The sequence below is a fragment of the Pseudomonas phenolilytica genome, from assembly GCF_021432765.1.
In the GTDB taxonomy this organism is placed as follows: Bacteria; Pseudomonadota; Gammaproteobacteria; order Pseudomonadales; family Pseudomonadaceae; genus Stutzerimonas; species Stutzerimonas phenolilytica.
Genome location: NZ_CP058908.1, coordinates 430,149 through 445,520, shown reverse-complemented (window position 1 = coordinate 445,520; position 15,372 = coordinate 430,149). Strand labels below are relative to the sequence as shown.

Sequence of the window (15,372 nt, the reverse complement as noted above, 5' to 3'; positions counted from 1 at the left end):
CGCCAACGCCTCAGTGGCGCTGCTTGAAACCAAAGTTCTCGTGCAGCGTGCCGGGCGCGTCGTCGTCCTTGGGCGCATAGTCCTTCGGTGGTTCGGTGAACGCCGGCGAGCTCAGGCGTTCGCGCGGGCTGGAATGGTCATCATTGCGCAGCGCGGCGAGCAGGCGTTCGCGGGTCTGCTCGTCGAGTGCCAGGCGGTCGGCGCCTTCGCTCAGGTGGTCCTGAATGTCCTGGTAGCTGCTGGTGAGCTTGCGCAGCAGGGCAGCAGTCGTGTTGAAGTGGGTAACCACTTCGCTCTGGTAGGTATCGAAACGCTCCTGCAGGTCGTCCACTTGGCGTTGCGTACGGTTGGGCGCGCTGTTGCGAGCCACCAGGTAGCCAATGGCGATGCCGGCGATGAGGCCGACGATCGGGAGCAACCAGGTCGCGAGGGTCTGTTCCACGAGTCCTTCCTTCTATGTAAAACGGCTGTGCTTACGTTAACTTCTCATACCTGCGCTGTACACCGTGGCAAGCCCGCGGCATTCGGCAACTGGTAAAGCAAGACGAGTCGACTCGTCCCAAGGTCACGGAGTTCCTTCCCTTGCTGAAACGCGAAACCCCCCTCTCTCTCGACGGCCCATGCGGTGCGCTCGAGGCCCTGTACTTCGATCAACCGCAGGCCCGGGGGCTGGCGCTGATCTGCCATCCCAACCCGGTCAAGGGCGGCACGATGCTGAACAAGGTTGTCTCGACCTTGCAGCGTACGGCGCGCGACCAGGGCTACAGCACGCTGCGGTTCAACTATCGCGGGGTCGGCGGCAGCGCCGGCGAGCACGACATGCAGGAAGGGGAGGTGGACGACGCCGAAGCCGCATTGCGCTGGCTGGCGGCGCAGCGTCCCGATCTGCCGCTCTGCCTGCTGGGGTTTTCCTTCGGTGGGTTCGTCGCAGCTGCTCTGGCTGTACGCCTCGAGGCACAGGGCAGGGCGCCGGATAAGCTGTTTCTGGTGGCGCCAGCGGTGTCGCGCCTGGCCGGCCAGGCACAGCCCGCGCAGGGCTCGCTGACCATCATCCAGCCGGAGCAGGACGAAGTGATCGACCCCGCCTCGGTGTACGCCTATTCGGCCGCGCTTACGCGCCCCCATGAGCTGCTGAAAGTGGCAGAATGCGGCCACTTTTTCCACGCCAAGCTGGTGGAGCTGAAGGAGCTGGTGGCACCCCGCCTGTAGCTTTTCGCCCGCCACGCGCAGGCACGTCCTTGTCCGTGCCTGCATCGCATCGATACGAGATCAACGCGATGAAGACCCGAATTCTCACCGGCATCACCACCACCGGCACGCCTCACCTGGGCAACTACGCCGGCGCCATCCGTCCGGCCGTGATCGCCAGCCGTGCGGCCTCGGCCGACTCGTTCTATTTCCTCGCGGACTACCACGCGCTGATCAAGTGCGACGACCCGCTGCGCATCCAATGCTCGCGTCTGGAAATCGCCGCGACCTGGCTGGCCTGCGGTCTGGACGCCGAGCGCGTGACCTTCTACCGGCAGTCCGACGTGCCGGAAATCCCCGAGCTGACCTGGCTGCTCACCTGTGTCACCGCCAAAGGTCTGCTCAACCGCGCGCACGCCTACAAGGCTTCGGTGGACAAGAATGTCGAGAACGGCGAAGACCCGGACGCCGGCGTGACGATGGGGCTGTACAGCTACCCGGTGCTGATGGCGGCGGACATCCTCATGTTCAACGCGCACAAGGTGCCGGTCGGTCGCGACCAGATCCAGCATGTCGAGATGGCGCGTGACATCGCCCAGCGCTTCAACCACCTGTTTGGCCAGGGCCGCGAGCTGTTCACGCTGCCCGAGGCCGTGATCGAAGAGAGCGTGGCAACGCTGCCGGGCCTTGACGGACGCAAGATGTCCAAGAGCTACGACAACACCATCCCGCTGTTCGGCAGCGCCAAGGAGCTGAAGGCTGCGGTAGCGCGCATCGTCACCGACTCCAAGCTGCCGGGCGAGCCGAAGGATCCGGACAGCTCGCACCTGTTCACGCTCTACCAGGCCTTCGCCACCCCGGCGCAACTGGCCACGTTCAGGGCCGAGCTGAGTGACGGTCTGGCTTGGGGCGAGGCCAAACAGCGACTGTTCGAGCTGCTCGACAATGAACTGAGCGAGCCGCGCGAACTCTATCGTCAGCTGATCGCCAAGCCCGCCGAGCTCGAGGAAATTCTCCAGGCCGGCGCCGCCAAGGCGCGCCGGATCGCTACGCCGTTCCTCGGCGAGCTGCGCGAGGCAGTAGGCCTGCGCAATTTCTCCAGCCAAACGCAGAGCGCGGCACCGGCGAAGAAAAAAGCCGGCAAGGTCGCGCGTTTCGCCAGTTTTCGCGAGGCCGACGGCGCCTTCCGCTTCCGCTTCTTCGCCGCCGATGGCGAGGAGCTGCTGTTGTCGCGGCCGCTGAGCAATCCGAAGGCGATCGGCCAGTTGACGCAGCGATTGATCGCCGGTGGGCCGGATGCGCTGGAGCTGCGCGAGGACGAAGGCAGCCAGTTCACCCTGTGGCTGGACGACGAGTGCATCGCCGATAGCCCCAGCTACGACACCGCCGAGGCCATGGATGCAGCCATGCTGCGCGTGCGCGCGGCGCTGGCGACACTGGCCGAGTAAGCGGGACCACGCGGCGTCCGGCCGGTGCGTTGTGAGACCGATCCATAGAGGAGGGCGAGAGGTTTGACCAAGCTGAGCAAATTGCCAACGACCGAGGGCGCCGCTAAAGTGTCGGCCCCGTTTCACTACCCAGACTCCGCCATGACTCCTCTTGAGCGCTATCGGGCCGACCTGCAACGTCCTGACTTTTTCCACGATGCCGCCCAGGAAAACGCGGTGCGCCATTTGCAGCGGCTGTACGACGATCTGGTAGCCGACGAGCGTGGCGGCAGTGGATTGTTCGGCAAGCTCTTCGGCAAGAAACCGCAGGGGCCGATCAAGGGCATCTATTTTTGGGGTGGCGTGGGTCGCGGCAAGACCTACCTGGTCGATACGTTCTTCGATGCGCTGCCGTTCAAGCAGAAGATGCGCACGCACTTCCACCGCTTCATGAAGCGCGTGCACGAGGAAATGCGCACGCTCAAGGGCGAGAAGAACCCGCTGACCATCATCGGCAAGCGTTTTGCCGATGAGGCAAGAGTGATCTGCTTCGACGAGTTCTTCGTCTCCGACATCACCGACGCGATGATCCTCGCGACCCTGCTCGACGAGCTGTTCAAGAACGGTGTGAGTCTGGTCGCGACTTCCAACATCGTCCCGGACGGCCTGTACAAGGACGGTTTGCAGCGCGCGCGCTTCCTGCCGGCCATCGAGCTGTTGAAGAAGCACACCGAGATCGTCAACGTCGACAGCGGCATCGACTACCGCCTGCGCGCGCTGGAACAGGCCGAGCTGTATCACTTCCCGCTGGATGCCGAGGCCGAGCTGAGCCTGGAAAAGAGCTTCCGCAGCTTGCTGACGGAAAACTGTACGGTGCTGGAAAACGAGGCGTTGCTGATCGAGAACCGCGAGATCATGGCGCGCCGGGTAGCCAATGATGTTGCCTGGTTCGAGTTCCGTGCCCTGTGCGACGGTCCGCGTAGCCAGAACGACTACATCGAGCTGGGCAAGATCTTCGAGGCGGTGCTGGTATCCAACATCGAGCAGATGAACGTGGCCAAGGACGACATGGCGCGGCGCTTCATCAACATGGTCGACGAGTTCTACGACCGTAACGTCAAGCTGATCCTTTCCGCCGAGGTCGAACTCAAGGACCTGTATGCCGGCGGACGTCTGGAGTTCGAGTTCCAGCGCACCCTCAGCCGTTTGCTGGAGATGCAGTCGCACGAATACCTCGCGCGGCCGCACAAGCCCTAACGCGAACGGGCGTTCCTTGCGCGGGAGGCGGACCGCTCGGACAGCCTCCCGACGTCAGCTGCTCTTGTGCCGATACTGCTGCCGATACTGGTTCGGCGACACATCGGTGTGCTGGCGGAACAGGCGGGCGAAGAAGCTGGCGTCGTCGTAGCCCACCTCATAACTGATGGTCTTGATGCTCTTGCGCGTCGTCGACAGCAGGCTCTTGGCTGTCTCGATGCGCAGGCGCTGCAGGTAATGCAGCGGCTTGTCGCCGGTGGCGGCCTGGAATCGCCGCATGAAATTGCGGATGCTCATGCCGTGCTGCAGCGCGACGTCCTCGAAGCGGAATTTCTCGGCGAAGTGGTCTTCCAGCCATTCCTGAATCTGCAGCACGCGGCTGTCAAGATGCAGCTTCTGGCCGCCGAAGCCGAGCCGCCCCGGCCGGTAGCTGCGCTGCACCTCGAACAGCACATCGCGCGCCATGCCTTGCGCGACGGCAGCTCCGCAGAAGCGCTCGACCAGGTACAGATACAGATCGCACGACGACGTGGTGCCGCCGGCACAGTAGAGGTTATCGCTGTCGGTCAGGTGCTTGTCCGGGCTCAGCTGTACCTGCGGGAAACGCTCGGCGAACTCGCTGGCGAAGCGCCAGTGGGTCGTCGCCTCGCGATGATCCAGCAGCCCGGCCTGAGCCATCCAGAACGCCCCGGTGGCCTCGCCACAGATCGTGCTGCCGGCCGCATGGCGATGCCGCAGCCACGTCAGCACCTGCGGATAACGCGCGCAGAGTGCATCGAAGTCGCCCCAGAAGGCGGGCAGGATCACCACGTCGGCGTCTTCCAGCGCGCCATCGACGGCTATAGTGGTGCCGCTGAAAGTGGTCACCGGTTGGCCGTCGGGGCTGACCAGGCGGGTTTCGAAGGCGGGCGCGAGGTCCGCACCGCGCTGCCGGCCGCGGCGCAGGCTGGCCATGTGAAAGAAATCCTTGGCGTGCATGAGGGTCGAAGCGAAGACCCCTTCGGTGGCCAGGATGCTGATGCGACTGAGGGCGGGCGAGTTCATGGGCGTTTCTGATTGTTGTGTGGTAAACCGGCTGTAGGATGAAACTGCCGTCGTGCGGCGCAAGCGTCGTCTGTTTTTCCCTGACTGTCCAGCCGCCATTGCCGTCCGTCGCCTGATCGTGCGCACGATTTTCACCGAGGAGAAAACGATGAGCAGCCCCTATCCGTCGCAACCGTTCGCCGATTGGGATGGCACGCCCGCCGCCGCGCGCGCGCTGCAGCAGACGCTGGCGGCGCAGGTGCGGCTGGTGGACGACTTCCCGCCACTACGGCTAATCGCCGGTGTCGACGTGGGCTTCGAGGAGCAGGGACAGATCACCCGGGCGGCCGTCGTGCTGCTCGATGCGCAGACGCTGGAGGTGGTCGCGCAGAGCCTGACGCGCATTCCCACCTCGATGCCCTACATACCTGGGCTGCTGTCGTTTCGCGAACTGCCGGCAGTCTTGCAGGCACTGCAAGCGCTGCCGGCGGTACCCGACCTGATCTTCTCCGACGGCCACGGCATCGCTCATCCACGCCGGCTGGGGATCGCCGCGCATCTGGGCGTGGTGACCGGGCTGCCGACCATCGGCGTGGCGAAGAAGATTCTCACTGGCGAACACGAGGAGCTGGGCGAGGCGCGCGGCGCGCAGGTGCCGTTGCGCGATCGCAAGACCGGCGAGGTGCTGGGTACGGTGCTGCGCAGCAAGGAGCGCGTGCGTCCGCTGATCGTGTCGCCCGGCAACCGCGTCAGCCTGGCCAGTGCACCGCGGCTGGTGATGCAGTATGTCACCCGCTACCGGCTGCCCGAACCCACCCGGTTGGCCGATCGGCTGGCCTCGCGCAGGGATGAGAAGGCGGCTGCTGCGCGGCTGCGACGGTAGCAGGCCGACTTGCGGCGGCGGGGCCGCTGCGGCTAGCCTGCCAGCCTGCCGTCAACCAAGGTCACCCCATGTATCTGGATCGCGCGACCGGCTGGTGCGAGGGCGTTCGCCATTGCCCATCGCCGAACTTCAACGAGCGCCCGGACGGCGAGATCTCGCTGCTGGTCATTCACAACATCAGCCTGCCGCCCGGCCAGTTCGGCACCGGCCGTGTCCAGCAGTTTTTCCAGAACTGCCTGCCGTGCGGCGAGCATCCGTTCTTCGCCGAGATCGCCGAGCTGCGTGTGTCGGCGCATTTCCTCATCGAGCGCGACGGCACGATCACCCAATTCGTCTCCTGCCTCGATCGCGCCTGGCACGCCGGGGTGTCGCGCTTCGGCGAGCGCGAGGGCTGCAACGATTTTTCCCTCGGTATCGAGCTGGAGGGTACCGATTGTCAGCCGTACAGCGAGGCGCAGTACGTTGCGCTGATCGAGCTGTGCCGGCTGCTGCAGCGGGCCTATCCGGCGATCACCGGCGAACGGATCTGCGGCCACAGCGACATCGCACCGGGACGCAAGACCGATCCCGGTCCCGCATTCGACTGGCTGCGGCTGCGTGCCGCCGCCATCACCTGTTAACGAGGAAGCGAAGACGTGACGATGAGTTTTCTGGTGATTCTGCTGGTGCTGCTGATCGAGAAATTCTCGGATTGGCGGCATCGGCTGCAGCACGATGGCGCCTGGCTCACCCAGCTGCGTCGGCTCGAGGCGCGGCCACCGCAGGCCGCGTCGCCCTGGCTGGCACTCGCCCTGCTGGTGCTGCTGCCGGTACTGCTGCTGGGCGGCGTGCTGTGGCTGCTCGAACCGCTGGCCTACGGCTGGCTGAGCCTGCCGCTGCATGTGCTGGTGGTGCTGTACAGCCTCGGACGCGGTGCGGTGAAGCGCGAGCTCGGGCCGTTCCGCGATGCCTGGCGGCGTGGCGACGAGGAGGCCGCGGCGCTGGTGGCCGAGCGCGATCTGAAGCTGCGCGAGGCGCAACCGGCGAGCCTGCTGCAGGCGGCGCAGGGCCTGCTGCTGTGGCGCAGCTACGAGGGGTTTTTTGCGGTGATCTTCTGGTATGTGCTGCTCGGACCGATGGCGGCACTGGCCTATCGGCTGCTGGCGCTGACCGTCGAGCACACCCAGCTGGAGCCGCTGCGCGAACGCGCCGCGCAGGTGCGTCACGCCTTCGACTGGCTGGCGGTACGGGTGTTGCTGGCCAGCTTCGCCCTGGTCGGCAATTTCGTCGCGCTCAACCGTGCGCTGTTGCATCGGCTGCTCGACTGGGACATGCCGGCGCGCCAGCTGCTCGCCGAGGTCGGCCCACAGGCGGCCGACCTCGAGCCGCAGATTGCCGGTGAGGCGGGGGTCGCCCGGCTCGACGCCCTCGGCGCGCTGCTGGTGCGCGCGCGCGTGCTCTGGTACGCGGCGCTCGCGCTGTGGACGCTGCTCGCTTGAACCACCCCGCCTGGCTGAATGATGCGCCATAACCGCCCGCGGATACCCGCGGGCCGCTGCATCGCGGGCTAGCAGCGCTGCGATGCCATAAGGCCATTACCTTAAGTTACAAAAGCGCCTACCGATATCCCGTATAACTCGATCCGCTACTTCTCTCTGACGAGCCCCGCTGCGGCTGCAACAGCCGCAAGCACATACCAATAAGATTGGGAGACGTCGTGTGAAAACTCTGTTGTATCCCGCAGTCGCGTTCATGAACCGGCTGAGCTTCGGCATGAAGTTCAGTCTTGTCAGCCTGTTGTTCTTCGTCCCCATGCTGCTGACCAACTTCTACCTGGTGCGTGATTCGTACCGGGAGTTCGTCGGTACCCGCAACGAACTGCAGAGCCTTGCGCTGCTCGGCTCCGCGCTGCAGCTGCGGCGCGACGTGGAGGACTGGCACGACCTGGTGCAGATCGAGGCGATCATCGGCCAGACCGGCAATGCCGCGGTACTCGACGAGCGTCGCGGCCAGGTCGAATCCCAGCTGTCGGCGCGCCTGCAGGCGCTGCAACCGGTGAGCGACGATCCCGAGCAGATCGCCGAATTCAGCGCCCGCCGCGATGAGCTGAACACGGCGCTAGGCCGCGCGCAGGCGGAGCAGTCGCTGCAGTCCAAGGCCGCGATGGCGGCGAGCCTGCTGGGGCGCGTGCAGGTGATGATCCGGCTGATCGCCGGGCAGTCCGGCCTCAGCCAGGACGCCCAGCGCGAAGTGCGCCAGCTGGCCGAACTGCTGACCAGCGTGACGCCGACCATCACCGCGACGCTCGGGCAGGGGCGCGCGGTGGGCTCCTACACTTTCGGCCAGGGCTACCTGAACTCCGATGCCAGCAACACGCTGGATAATCTGGTGCTCGAGCTGGAGCGGCTGCAGGCGCAGTACGCCGCGCAGCTTCAGGACAGCCTCGCCGGCAGCGCCGAGGCCCGCGCGCAGCTCGACCAGTACGCCAGTGCCAGTCGCGATTCGCTGGGGCTTGCCAGCGAGATCCTGCAGGACGAGGTGATCATGGCCGACGCCTTCGATCGCCCCTGGGCGCAGTTCTACGACCGGATCGGCGCCGAGATGGCGAAGACCTACCAGTTCAATGACCGGATCCTGCAGCTGCTCGAAGGCGACCTCGCCGAGCGGCTGGCGCAGAAGCGCCTGCTGATGACCCTGCTGCTGAGCGCGCTGGGCGTCGTGCTGCTGCTGGTGGCCTATCTCTACGGCGGCTTCTACGTTTCGACGCGGGCCTCGCTGCGGGGGCTCGGGCGGGTCATGGAGTGCGTCGCCGAGGGCGACATGACCGCGCGTTACACGGTGCAGAGCCGCGACGAGCTGGGTGAGCTGGGCCAGCTGTTCAACGACGGTGTGGCACGGATTCGCGAGCTGATCGAGCGGGTCGGCCTGACGGTCGGCGAAGTCGAGCGTCAGGCCGGGCGCGTGGAGAACGTCTCCGGCGAGAGCAACCAGACGGTCTCCGAGCAGCGCAGCCAGATCGAACAGGTCGCCACGGCGATGAACCAGATGTCCGCCACCGCCCAGGCGGTGGCCACCAGCGCCGAGGCGGCGGTGGGCAGTGCGCAGGACGTCAACGCCGAAACCGTCAGCGGTCGTGGCCTGGTCAGCGCGCAGGTCAGCGGCATCCAGCGGCTGGCCGAGGAAATCGAGCAGTCGGTGCAGGTTATCAACCGCCTGGCCGACGACAGCGCGGCGATCAGCCAGGTGCTCGACGTGATCAAGGGCATCGCCGAACAGACCAACCTGCTCGCCCTCAACGCCGCGATCGAGGCGGCGCGCGCCGGCGAGCAGGGCCGCGGCTTCGCCGTGGTCGCCGACGAGGTGCGCAACCTGGCGCGGCGCACGCAGCAGTCCACCGAGGAGATCGAGCAGATGATCGCGCGCCTGCAGGGCGGCGTCGGCGCGGCGGTGAAGACCATGCACGCCAGCCATGCGCTGGCTGAGGGCACGGTCAGCCAGTCGGCGCAGGTGGAGCAGGCGCTGGAGCACATCCTCGGCGCGGTCGGCAGCATCGTCGACCAGAGCCAGCAGATCGCCGCGGCGGCCGAGCAGCAGACGGCCGTGGCGCACGACATCGACCGCAACATCGTGGCGATCAACGAAGCCGGCAAGCGCACCGCCGAGGGCGCCGGGCATACCGAGCAGGCCAGCCGCGAACTGACTCAGCTGGTGGGCCAGTTGCAGCGGCTGATTGGCGCCTTCCGCGTCTAGCGGGGCGCTAGGACTCGCCGAGCGGCCAACCGAACAGTTCGTAGCTGTTGCGATAGCTGGCGGCGGCGAGTTCTGCGGCGCTGATGCCCTTGAGTTCGGCCAGCCGCTGGCAGATTTCCGGCAGCAGCTCCGGGCTGTTGCGCTCGCCGGCGTGGCCCGCCGGAGGCATGTCTGGCGCGTCGGTTTCCAGCACGATGCCGTGCAGCGGCAACTGTTCGAGCACGCGCTGCATGCGCCGGGCCTGTGGCCAGGTACCGGCGCCGCCGAGGCCCAGCCTGAAACCCAGCTTCAGATATTCGCGCGCTTCCTCCCAGCTGCCGCTGAAGGCATGCACGATGCCGCCGCGGCGCAGCCGATGGCGCTTGAGCGTGGCGATCATCGCCGCATGGGCGCGGCGCACGTGCAGCAGCACCGGCAGTTCGAAGTCGCTGGCCAGCTGGAGCTGGCGCTCGAGAAGGTATTGCTGACGTTCGTGGTCCGGCGCGTCGATGTAGTAGTCCAGGCCGATCTCGCCGATGGCGCACAGTTTCGCTTCGCCGCGCAGGCGCTGCAGCCATTCGCCCAGCGCCGCGAGGTGCTCGTCGCGGTGCTGCCGCTGATACACCGGATGCAGCCCGAGCGCGGCGTAGACGGCGGGCTGCTCGACGGCCAGCTGCCAGACGCGCTGCCAGTTCTGCGCGTGCACGCCGAGCACGACGATGCGCTCGACACCGAGCGCCGCGCAGCGCGCCAGCACGGCCTGGCGGTCGGCGTCGAAGTCCTCGAAGTCCAGATGGGTGTGGGTGTCGATCAGTGGCACGGACGGTCTGCGCTCGATGGAGTCGGGTTCGGCGCTCATGCTAACGCTCAGCGGCACTCTTCTTCGATCTGGATATCGCTGACGCCCAGCTCGGCCATGCGGCTGTGCTCACTGGCGCGCAGCGGCGATTCCCACGGCGCGTCGACCGCCGCCTGCGGGTTGCGTACGTGCGCTAGGAGGATTTCCAGTTCGGCTTGTTCCAGGCTCGGTTCCTCGAAGGCACTCAGCAGCAGCGAGGCGGGCGCGCCGTTGATGCGGTAATGGATGCGGTAGCGTTTAAGGTCGGTCATGGCGCGGGTCCGGTGCGGCGGCGAGAAGCCTCGACACAACATCGGACCGCAAAAACGCCGTCAGTCTCCCGGCTTCTCCCGCGCTTCGCCGGCGAGCAGCGCGGCCTTGCGCGCCAGCCCCCAGCGGTAGCCGGTCAGCGCCTGCTGTGCGCCGACCACACGATGACAGGGCACCAGCAGGCCAACCGGATTACTCGCGCAGGCGCGGGCGACGGCGCGGGCATGACTGTCGAGTGCGTGGGCGAGTTCTCCATAGCGCCGCGTCTGCCCCGGCGGAATGGCCTGCAAGGCCTGCCAGACCCGCTGCTGGAAGGCACTGCCGCGCAGATCCAGCGGCAGCTTCGCCGCGCGCGCCGGTTCTTCGAGCTGGCCGACCACGGCCTGCAGCCAGTCGCCTAGACCGGCCTGATCGCGCTGCAGGCGAGCGGCGGCGAAACGTTCGCGCAGCTCCTGTTCCAGCGCCGGCTCGTCGTCGCCGAACAGCAGCGCGCAGACGCCGCGCTCGCTCGCGGCGAGCAGCAGCAGGCCCAGCGGGCAAGGGGCGATGGCGTAGCGCAAGGTCTCGCCGGCTCCCTTGCGCAGGCGCTGTGCCGGGCTGAGCGCCTGCGCTTCGGCATACAGCGCGCGGGTGCTCGGGTAGCCGGCGGCCAGCGCCGCATCGAGCACGTTATCGGCGACGGGCAGCTGTGCCTGCAGGCGCTCGCGCCGGCGCGCGGCGGCCCAGGCGCGGGGCGTGAGGCCGGTGCGTGCCTTGAACGCACGCGCCAGGTGCGAGGACGACAGGCCGATGCGCGCCGCCAGCTGGGCGAGCGTCAGCGGCTCAGGCGCTTCGTCCAGCAGGCGGCAGGCGGCTGCCACCAGCGTGTCGAGCTGCTCGGCCGGGCTTTGCGCCTGCGGCCAGCAGCGCCGGCACGGGCGGAAGCCGGCGGATTCGGCCTGCTCGGCGGTGCCGAAGAACTGCACGCGATCGCGTCGCGGTCGCCGCGCCGGACAGCTGGGGCGGCAGTAGATGCCGGTCGAGCGTACGGCGAAGACGAACTCGCCGTCACAGCGGGCGTCGCGCGCGCAGAGCGCTTCCCAGCAGCGGTCATGGTCGAGCATGGCGGTGCTCCGATGAGAGTTGGGGGGATTGTCCGCCTTCGCTGTGCGAGCGCCAATCCGCAGCGCGCTTTCAAACTGCCGGGCGAGCATGGAAGCCCGCCGGGGTTTACCGTAACCTGCAGCCCCGCATTCACCGAGAAGGACCTGCAAGCCGCTGATGAAAACGCCTAAACGACTCGAACCGCTGATCGAGGATGGCCTGATCGACGAGGTGCTGCGGCCGCTGATGAGCGGCAAGGAAGCAGCGGTATATGTGGTGCGCTGTGGCGATGAACTGCGCTGCGCCAAGGTCTACAAGGAAGCCAACAAGCGCAGCTTCCGCCAGGCCGTGAAGTATCAGGAAGGCCGCAAGGTACGCAGCAGCCGCGATGCGCGCGCCATGGCCAAGGGTTCCAAGCACGGCCGCAAGGAGAAGGAAGAGAATTGGCAGAACGCCGAGGTGGCCGCGCTGTTCCGTCTGGCCGACGCCGGCGTGCGGGTGCCCAAGCCGTATGACTTTCTCGACGGCGTGCTGCTGATGGAAATGATCGCCGGCGAGGATGGCGATGCCGCGCCGCGTCTCAATGACGTCGAGCTGCACCCGGACGATGCCCGCGAGTTTCACGCCTTCATGATCCACGAGATCGTCAAGATGCTCTGCGCCGGGCTGGTGCATGGCGACTTGTCGGAGTTCAACGTGCTGCTCGATGAGCACGGCCCGGTGATCATCGACCTGCCGCAGGCGGTGGACGCGGCCGGCAACAACCACGCCTTCGAGATGCTTGAGCGCGATGTCGGCAACATGGCGGCCTACTTCGGGCGTTTCGCGCCGGAGCTGAAATTCACCCGCTACGCCAAGGAGATGTGGGCGCTCTACGAGCAGGGCAAGCTGACGCCGGAGAGCGAGCTGACCGGCGAGTTCGCCGAGCCGGAAGACGCCGCCGATCTGGATGCGGTGATGCGCGAGATCAAGGCCACCCTGGCCGAGCAGGCGCGCCGCGAAGCGCTGCGCAACGCCGACGATGCGCCAAGCGACGAGCCGCCGTCTCCGCCGTGGCTGCGCCAGTAGCAGCGATCTCTTGCAGCGCGCCGGTCTTTACCGGCGCGGTTTCATTCCAGACCGAACTGCCGCCAGGCTTGCGCTGCACTGATGTGCAGCTGCGCGTGGCGGCGGGCGAGCCGGGCGCGGTCCTTGTCGTAGCCGCCACCGATCAGCCCAGCCACCGGGATGTCGCGACCGAGGCAATGCTCGAGTACCGCACTGTCGCGCGCGGCTAGCCCGGCATCGCTGAGCGCGAGCAGGCCGAGGGCATCGTCACGGTGCACGTCGACGCCGGCGTCGTACAGCACCAGGTCCGGCTGATACAGCGGCAGCAGGTAGTTCAGCGTGTCGTCCACGATCCGCAGGTATTCCGCATCGCCCAGGCCCGGCGCCAGCGGAATGTCCCAGTCGCTGGTGGCCTTGCGCACCGGGAAGTTCTTCTCGCAGTGCAACGACACCGTCACCGCGTCCGCCACGCCGTCGAGGATGCGTGCCGTGCCGTCGCCCTGATGCACGTCGCAGTCGAAGATCAGCACGCGGCCGACTCGCCCGCTTTCCAGCAGATAGAGCGCCACCACCGCCAGATCGTTGAAGATGCAGAAGCCCGAGGCATGGTCGCGATGTGCGTGGTGGGTGCCGCCGGCCAGATGACAGGCCAGTCCATGCTGCAGCGCCAGCTCGGCGGTGAGCAGCGAACCGCCCACGGCGCGCACGGTGCGCTGCGCCAGAGCCGGGCTCCATGGCAGGCCGAGCCGGCGCAGCTCCGCCGGGCTCATGTCGCCGCTGCAGTAGCGCGCGACGTAATCGGCGTCGTGGGCGAGGTTGAGCACGTCATGGCGGCACAGCATCGGGCGCCGCAGCGCAGCGTCGGTGGTCAGGCCGCTGTCGACCAGGTGATCGCGCAGCAGGCGAAACTTTTCCATCGGGAAGCGATGCCCGGGTGGCAGCGGCGGGCTGTAGTCGTCGTGAAAGACCAGCGGGAGCGACATGGACGATGCAATCGGGCGGCGGTGGCGAATGAGTATGCGTGGCGCCCGGTGCGCGGCTCAAGGATTGCGCGGTTCGCGGCAGGTCGTTGCGATGGGCGTAGATGTCGGCTATTGGTGGAGCGTTGACGGCGAAGTCCGTAATATCGCCGACCCGCATCAACGCATATCCAGGACCCGCCATGACCCAGACACTCGATACCCTGGTCAACCTGCTGACGCTGGAACGCATCGAGGAAAATCTGTTCCGTGGCGCCAGCCAGGATCTGGGGTTTCCTCAGCTGTTCGGTGGTCAGGTACTCGGTCAGGTGATTTCCGCCGCCAGCCAGACGGTCGACGCCGCGCGCCACGTGCACTCGCTGCACGGCTACTTCCTGCGCCCGGGCGACTCGCATCAGCCGGTGGTCTACGACGTTGACCGCGTGCGTGACGGCGGCAGCTTCTCGACCCGCCGCGTCAGCGCGATCCAGAAAGGCCAGACCATCTTCACCGGCATCGCTTCGTTCCAGGCCGACGAGCACGGCTACGAACACCAGCTGGCGATGCCCGACGTGGTCGGCCCGGACGAGCTGCCCAGCGAGTGGGACCTGCTGCACAAGCTCTCGCCGCTGGTGCCCGAGCGGGTGATGGAAAAGCTGCGCCGGCCCAAGCCGATCGAGATCCGCCCGGTTACCGTGCAGGACCCGGCCAACCCGCAGCCGATCGAGCCGGTGCGCCATCTGTGGTTCCGTGCCGACGGCGCGCTGCCGGCCAACCCGGCGCTGCACAAGTACCTGCTGGCCTATGCCTCGGACTTCAGCTTCATCGGCACCGCGCTGCAGCCGCACGGGGTCAGTTCGTGGAGCAAGTTCATCCAGCTGGCCAGCCTCGATCATGCGATCTGGTTCCACCGCGAGGTGAAGATCGACGACTGGCTGCTGTATTCCATCGATAGCCCCTGGGCCGGTAATGCCCGTGGCTTCGCCCGCGGCAGCATCTTCAACCGTCAGGGCCAGCTGGTCGCCTCGGTGGCGCAGGAAGGCTTGATCCGCGTGCGCGAGGACTGGATGTGAACCTCGCCGGTGCGCGCTACTGGGTGTTCGACATGGACGGCACGCTGACCATCGCCGTGCACGATTTCGCCGCGATCCGCCGCGCGCTGCAGATTCCCGAGAGCGACGACATCCTCCATCACCTCGCTGCGCTGCCGCCGGAGCAGGCCGCGCCCAAGCGCGCCTGGCTGCTCGCGCACGAGCGCGAGCTGGCCTGCGCGGCGCGTCCGGCCACGGGTGCGTTCGAGTTGTTGCAGGCACTGCGCGAGCGCGATTGCCGCCTCGGCGTGCTCACCCGCAATGCCCACGAGCTGGCGCTGGTGACGCTGGAAACGGTCGGCCTGGGCGATTTTTTCAGCGCCGAAGACATCCTCGGCCGCGACGAGGCACCACCCAAGCCGCATCCCGGCGGCCTGCTGCAGCTGGCCGCGCGCTGGGGTATAGAGCCGTGCGCGATGATGATGGTTGGCGACTATCGCTTCGATCTGGAGTGTGCCCGCGCCGCGGGGGCGCGCAGCGTGCTGGTCAACCTGCCGGAGAATCCCTGGCCGGAGCTGGCCGACCTGTACGTGCGCGACTGCCGCGCGCTGCACGCGCTGCTGGAAAGCGCCAGCCGCTAGTTCTGCCGGCCGTTCGC

The 15,372-nt window shown here is 67.0% G+C and carries 16 protein-coding genes and 1 pseudogene; 11 read left to right on the top strand and 6 right to left on the bottom strand.

Features of this window, described 5'->3' with window-relative positions:
- Positions 1-10: 10 nt before the first annotated feature.
- Positions 11-442 carry a Z-ring associated ZapG family protein gene (locus HU825_RS02205; protein WP_008569745.1) on the bottom strand — a complete coding sequence of 144 codons (432 nt, stop codon included), beginning with the start codon at positions 440-442 and terminating at the stop codon, positions 11-13.
- A gap of 140 nt (positions 443-582) precedes the next feature.
- Here HU825_RS02205 and HU825_RS02200 point away from each other — a divergent pair, with 140 nt between their 5' ends.
- The 3 genes from HU825_RS02200 (at position 583) to zapE (ending at position 3,872) form a co-directional block, all read left to right on the top strand.
- Positions 583-1,209: an alpha/beta hydrolase gene (locus HU825_RS02200; RefSeq protein WP_043299168.1), complete on the top strand. Its 627-nt coding sequence runs from the start codon at positions 583-585 to the stop codon at positions 1,207-1,209.
- Between the two features lie 68 nt (positions 1,210-1,277).
- Positions 1,278-2,636 carry a tryptophan--tRNA ligase gene (locus tag HU825_RS02195; RefSeq protein WP_234302813.1) on the top strand — a complete coding sequence of 453 codons (1,359 nt, stop codon included), beginning with the start codon at positions 1,278-1,280 and terminating at the stop codon, positions 2,634-2,636.
- A gap of 141 nt (positions 2,637-2,777) precedes the next feature.
- The gene (gene zapE, locus HU825_RS02190) at positions 2,778-3,872 is read left to right on the top strand and encodes a cell division protein ZapE (protein WP_138300445.1); all 1,095 of its coding nucleotides are present in this window, start codon (positions 2,778-2,780) and stop codon (positions 3,870-3,872) included.
- 54 nt (positions 3,873-3,926) lie between these two features.
- Here zapE and HU825_RS02185 read toward each other — a convergent pair whose 3' ends face one another.
- A complete protein-coding gene (locus HU825_RS02185) occupies positions 3,927-4,916 on the bottom strand; it encodes a GlxA family transcriptional regulator (protein ID WP_077682094.1) in 990 nt (329 codons plus the stop codon).
- Between the two features lie 148 nt (positions 4,917-5,064).
- On the opposite strand from HU825_RS02185, the gene nfi reads away from it, so the two are divergent.
- The 5 genes and pseudogenes from nfi (at position 5,065) to HU825_RS18820 (ending at position 9,507) form a co-directional block, all read left to right on the top strand.
- Entirely contained in the window at positions 5,065-5,778 is a 714-nt protein-coding gene (gene nfi / locus HU825_RS02180; RefSeq protein ID WP_102828255.1) for a deoxyribonuclease V, read from the top strand.
- Positions 5,779-5,846: 68 nt separating this feature from the next.
- Entirely contained in the window at positions 5,847-6,398 is a 552-nt protein-coding gene (gene ampD / locus HU825_RS02175) for a 1,6-anhydro-N-acetylmuramyl-L-alanine amidase AmpD (protein WP_043299162.1), read from the top strand.
- 21 nt (positions 6,399-6,419) lie between these two features.
- Positions 6,420-7,256, top strand: coding sequence for a regulatory signaling modulator protein AmpE (ampE, locus tag HU825_RS02170; protein ID WP_234303364.1), 837 nt, complete (start codon positions 6,420-6,422; stop codon positions 7,254-7,256).
- A 253-nt stretch (positions 7,257-7,509) separates the two neighbouring features.
- Positions 7,510-8,589 (top strand): annotated as a pseudogene (locus tag HU825_RS18825) (methyl-accepting chemotaxis protein); the annotation flags it as partial.
- A complete protein-coding gene (locus HU825_RS18820; RefSeq protein WP_431978457.1) occupies positions 8,578-9,507 on the top strand; it encodes a methyl-accepting chemotaxis protein in 930 nt (309 codons plus the stop codon). The pseudogene HU825_RS18825 and the gene HU825_RS18820, both read left to right, overlap by 12 nt.
- 7 nt (positions 9,508-9,514) lie before the next feature.
- Here the strand turns inward: HU825_RS18820 and HU825_RS02160 are convergent, their stop codons facing one another.
- Genes HU825_RS02160 through ada form a run of 3 tightly spaced genes read right to left on the bottom strand, consistent with a single transcriptional unit; the run spans position 9,515 to position 11,697 of the window.
- On the bottom strand, positions 9,515-10,345 hold the full coding sequence (locus HU825_RS02160; RefSeq protein ID WP_077682092.1) for a TatD family hydrolase: 831 nt from the start codon (positions 10,343-10,345) through the stop codon (positions 9,515-9,517).
- An 8-nt stretch (positions 10,346-10,353) separates the two neighbouring features.
- Positions 10,354-10,596 carry a hypothetical protein gene (locus HU825_RS02155; protein WP_008569756.1) on the bottom strand — a complete coding sequence of 81 codons (243 nt, stop codon included), beginning with the start codon at positions 10,594-10,596 and terminating at the stop codon, positions 10,354-10,356.
- A gap of 60 nt (positions 10,597-10,656) precedes the next feature.
- The gene (gene ada, locus HU825_RS02150) at positions 10,657-11,697 is read right to left on the bottom strand and encodes a bifunctional DNA-binding transcriptional regulator/O6-methylguanine-DNA methyltransferase Ada (protein WP_234302812.1); all 1,041 of its coding nucleotides are present in this window, start codon (positions 11,695-11,697) and stop codon (positions 10,657-10,659) included.
- A gap of 157 nt (positions 11,698-11,854) precedes the next feature.
- On the opposite strand from ada, the gene HU825_RS02145 reads away from it, so the two are divergent.
- Positions 11,855-12,745 (top strand): PA4780 family RIO1-like protein kinase, encoded by an 891-nt coding sequence (locus HU825_RS02145; protein ID WP_234302811.1) that lies wholly within the window; start codon positions 11,855-11,857, stop codon positions 12,743-12,745.
- 41 nt (positions 12,746-12,786) lie between these two features.
- Here HU825_RS02145 and HU825_RS02140 read toward each other — a convergent pair whose 3' ends face one another.
- Positions 12,787-13,707, bottom strand: a complete 921-nt coding sequence (locus tag HU825_RS02140; RefSeq protein ID WP_234302810.1) for a histone deacetylase family protein — start codon at positions 13,705-13,707, stop codon at positions 12,787-12,789.
- 179 nt (positions 13,708-13,886) lie between these two features.
- On the opposite strand from HU825_RS02140, the gene tesB reads away from it, so the two are divergent.
- Both tesB and HU825_RS02130 read left to right on the top strand, forming a co-directional pair.
- The gene (tesB, locus tag HU825_RS02135) at positions 13,887-14,756 is read left to right on the top strand and encodes an acyl-CoA thioesterase II (protein WP_043299150.1); all 870 of its coding nucleotides are present in this window, start codon (positions 13,887-13,889) and stop codon (positions 14,754-14,756) included.
- Between the two features lie 32 nt (positions 14,757-14,788).
- Complete coding sequence (locus HU825_RS02130) at positions 14,789-15,355, top strand: HAD family hydrolase (RefSeq protein WP_431978456.1); 567 nt, start codon at positions 14,789-14,791, stop codon at positions 15,353-15,355.
- The last annotated feature ends 17 nt before the right edge of the window (positions 15,356-15,372 follow it).

Bases quoted from the DNA above. Each gene is read 5' to 3' on its own strand.
- HU825_RS18820 (WP_431978457.1), top strand. From the start codon at position 8,578: ATGACCGCGCGTTACACGGTGCAGAGCCGCGACGAGCTGGGTGAGCTG.
- ada (WP_234302812.1), bottom strand. From the start codon at position 11,697: ATGCTCGACCATGACCGCTGCTGGGAAGCGCTCTGCGCGCGCGACGCC.
- nfi (WP_102828255.1), top strand. From the start codon at position 5,065: ATGAGCAGCCCCTATCCGTCGCAACCGTTCGCCGATTGGGATGGCACG.
- HU825_RS02155 (WP_008569756.1), bottom strand. From the start codon at position 10,596: ATGACCGACCTTAAACGCTACCGCATCCATTACCGCATCAACGGCGCG.
- HU825_RS02130 (WP_431978456.1), top strand. From the start codon at position 14,789: ATGGACGGCACGCTGACCATCGCCGTGCACGATTTCGCCGCGATCCGC.
- zapE (WP_138300445.1), top strand. From the start codon at position 2,778: ATGACTCCTCTTGAGCGCTATCGGGCCGACCTGCAACGTCCTGACTTT.
- HU825_RS02185 (WP_077682094.1), bottom strand. From the start codon at position 4,916: ATGAACTCGCCCGCCCTCAGTCGCATCAGCATCCTGGCCACCGAAGGG.
- HU825_RS02145 (WP_234302811.1), top strand. From the start codon at position 11,855: ATGAAAACGCCTAAACGACTCGAACCGCTGATCGAGGATGGCCTGATC.
- HU825_RS02160 (WP_077682092.1), bottom strand. From the start codon at position 10,345: ATGAGCGCCGAACCCGACTCCATCGAGCGCAGACCGTCCGTGCCACTG.
- HU825_RS02195 (WP_234302813.1), top strand. From the start codon at position 1,278: ATGAAGACCCGAATTCTCACCGGCATCACCACCACCGGCACGCCTCAC.
- ampD (WP_043299162.1), top strand. From the start codon at position 5,847: ATGTATCTGGATCGCGCGACCGGCTGGTGCGAGGGCGTTCGCCATTGC.
- ampE (WP_234303364.1), top strand. From the start codon at position 6,420: ATGAGTTTTCTGGTGATTCTGCTGGTGCTGCTGATCGAGAAATTCTCG.
- HU825_RS02140 (WP_234302810.1), bottom strand. From the start codon at position 13,707: ATGTCGCTCCCGCTGGTCTTTCACGACGACTACAGCCCGCCGCTGCCA.
- tesB (WP_043299150.1), top strand. From the start codon at position 13,887: ATGACCCAGACACTCGATACCCTGGTCAACCTGCTGACGCTGGAACGC.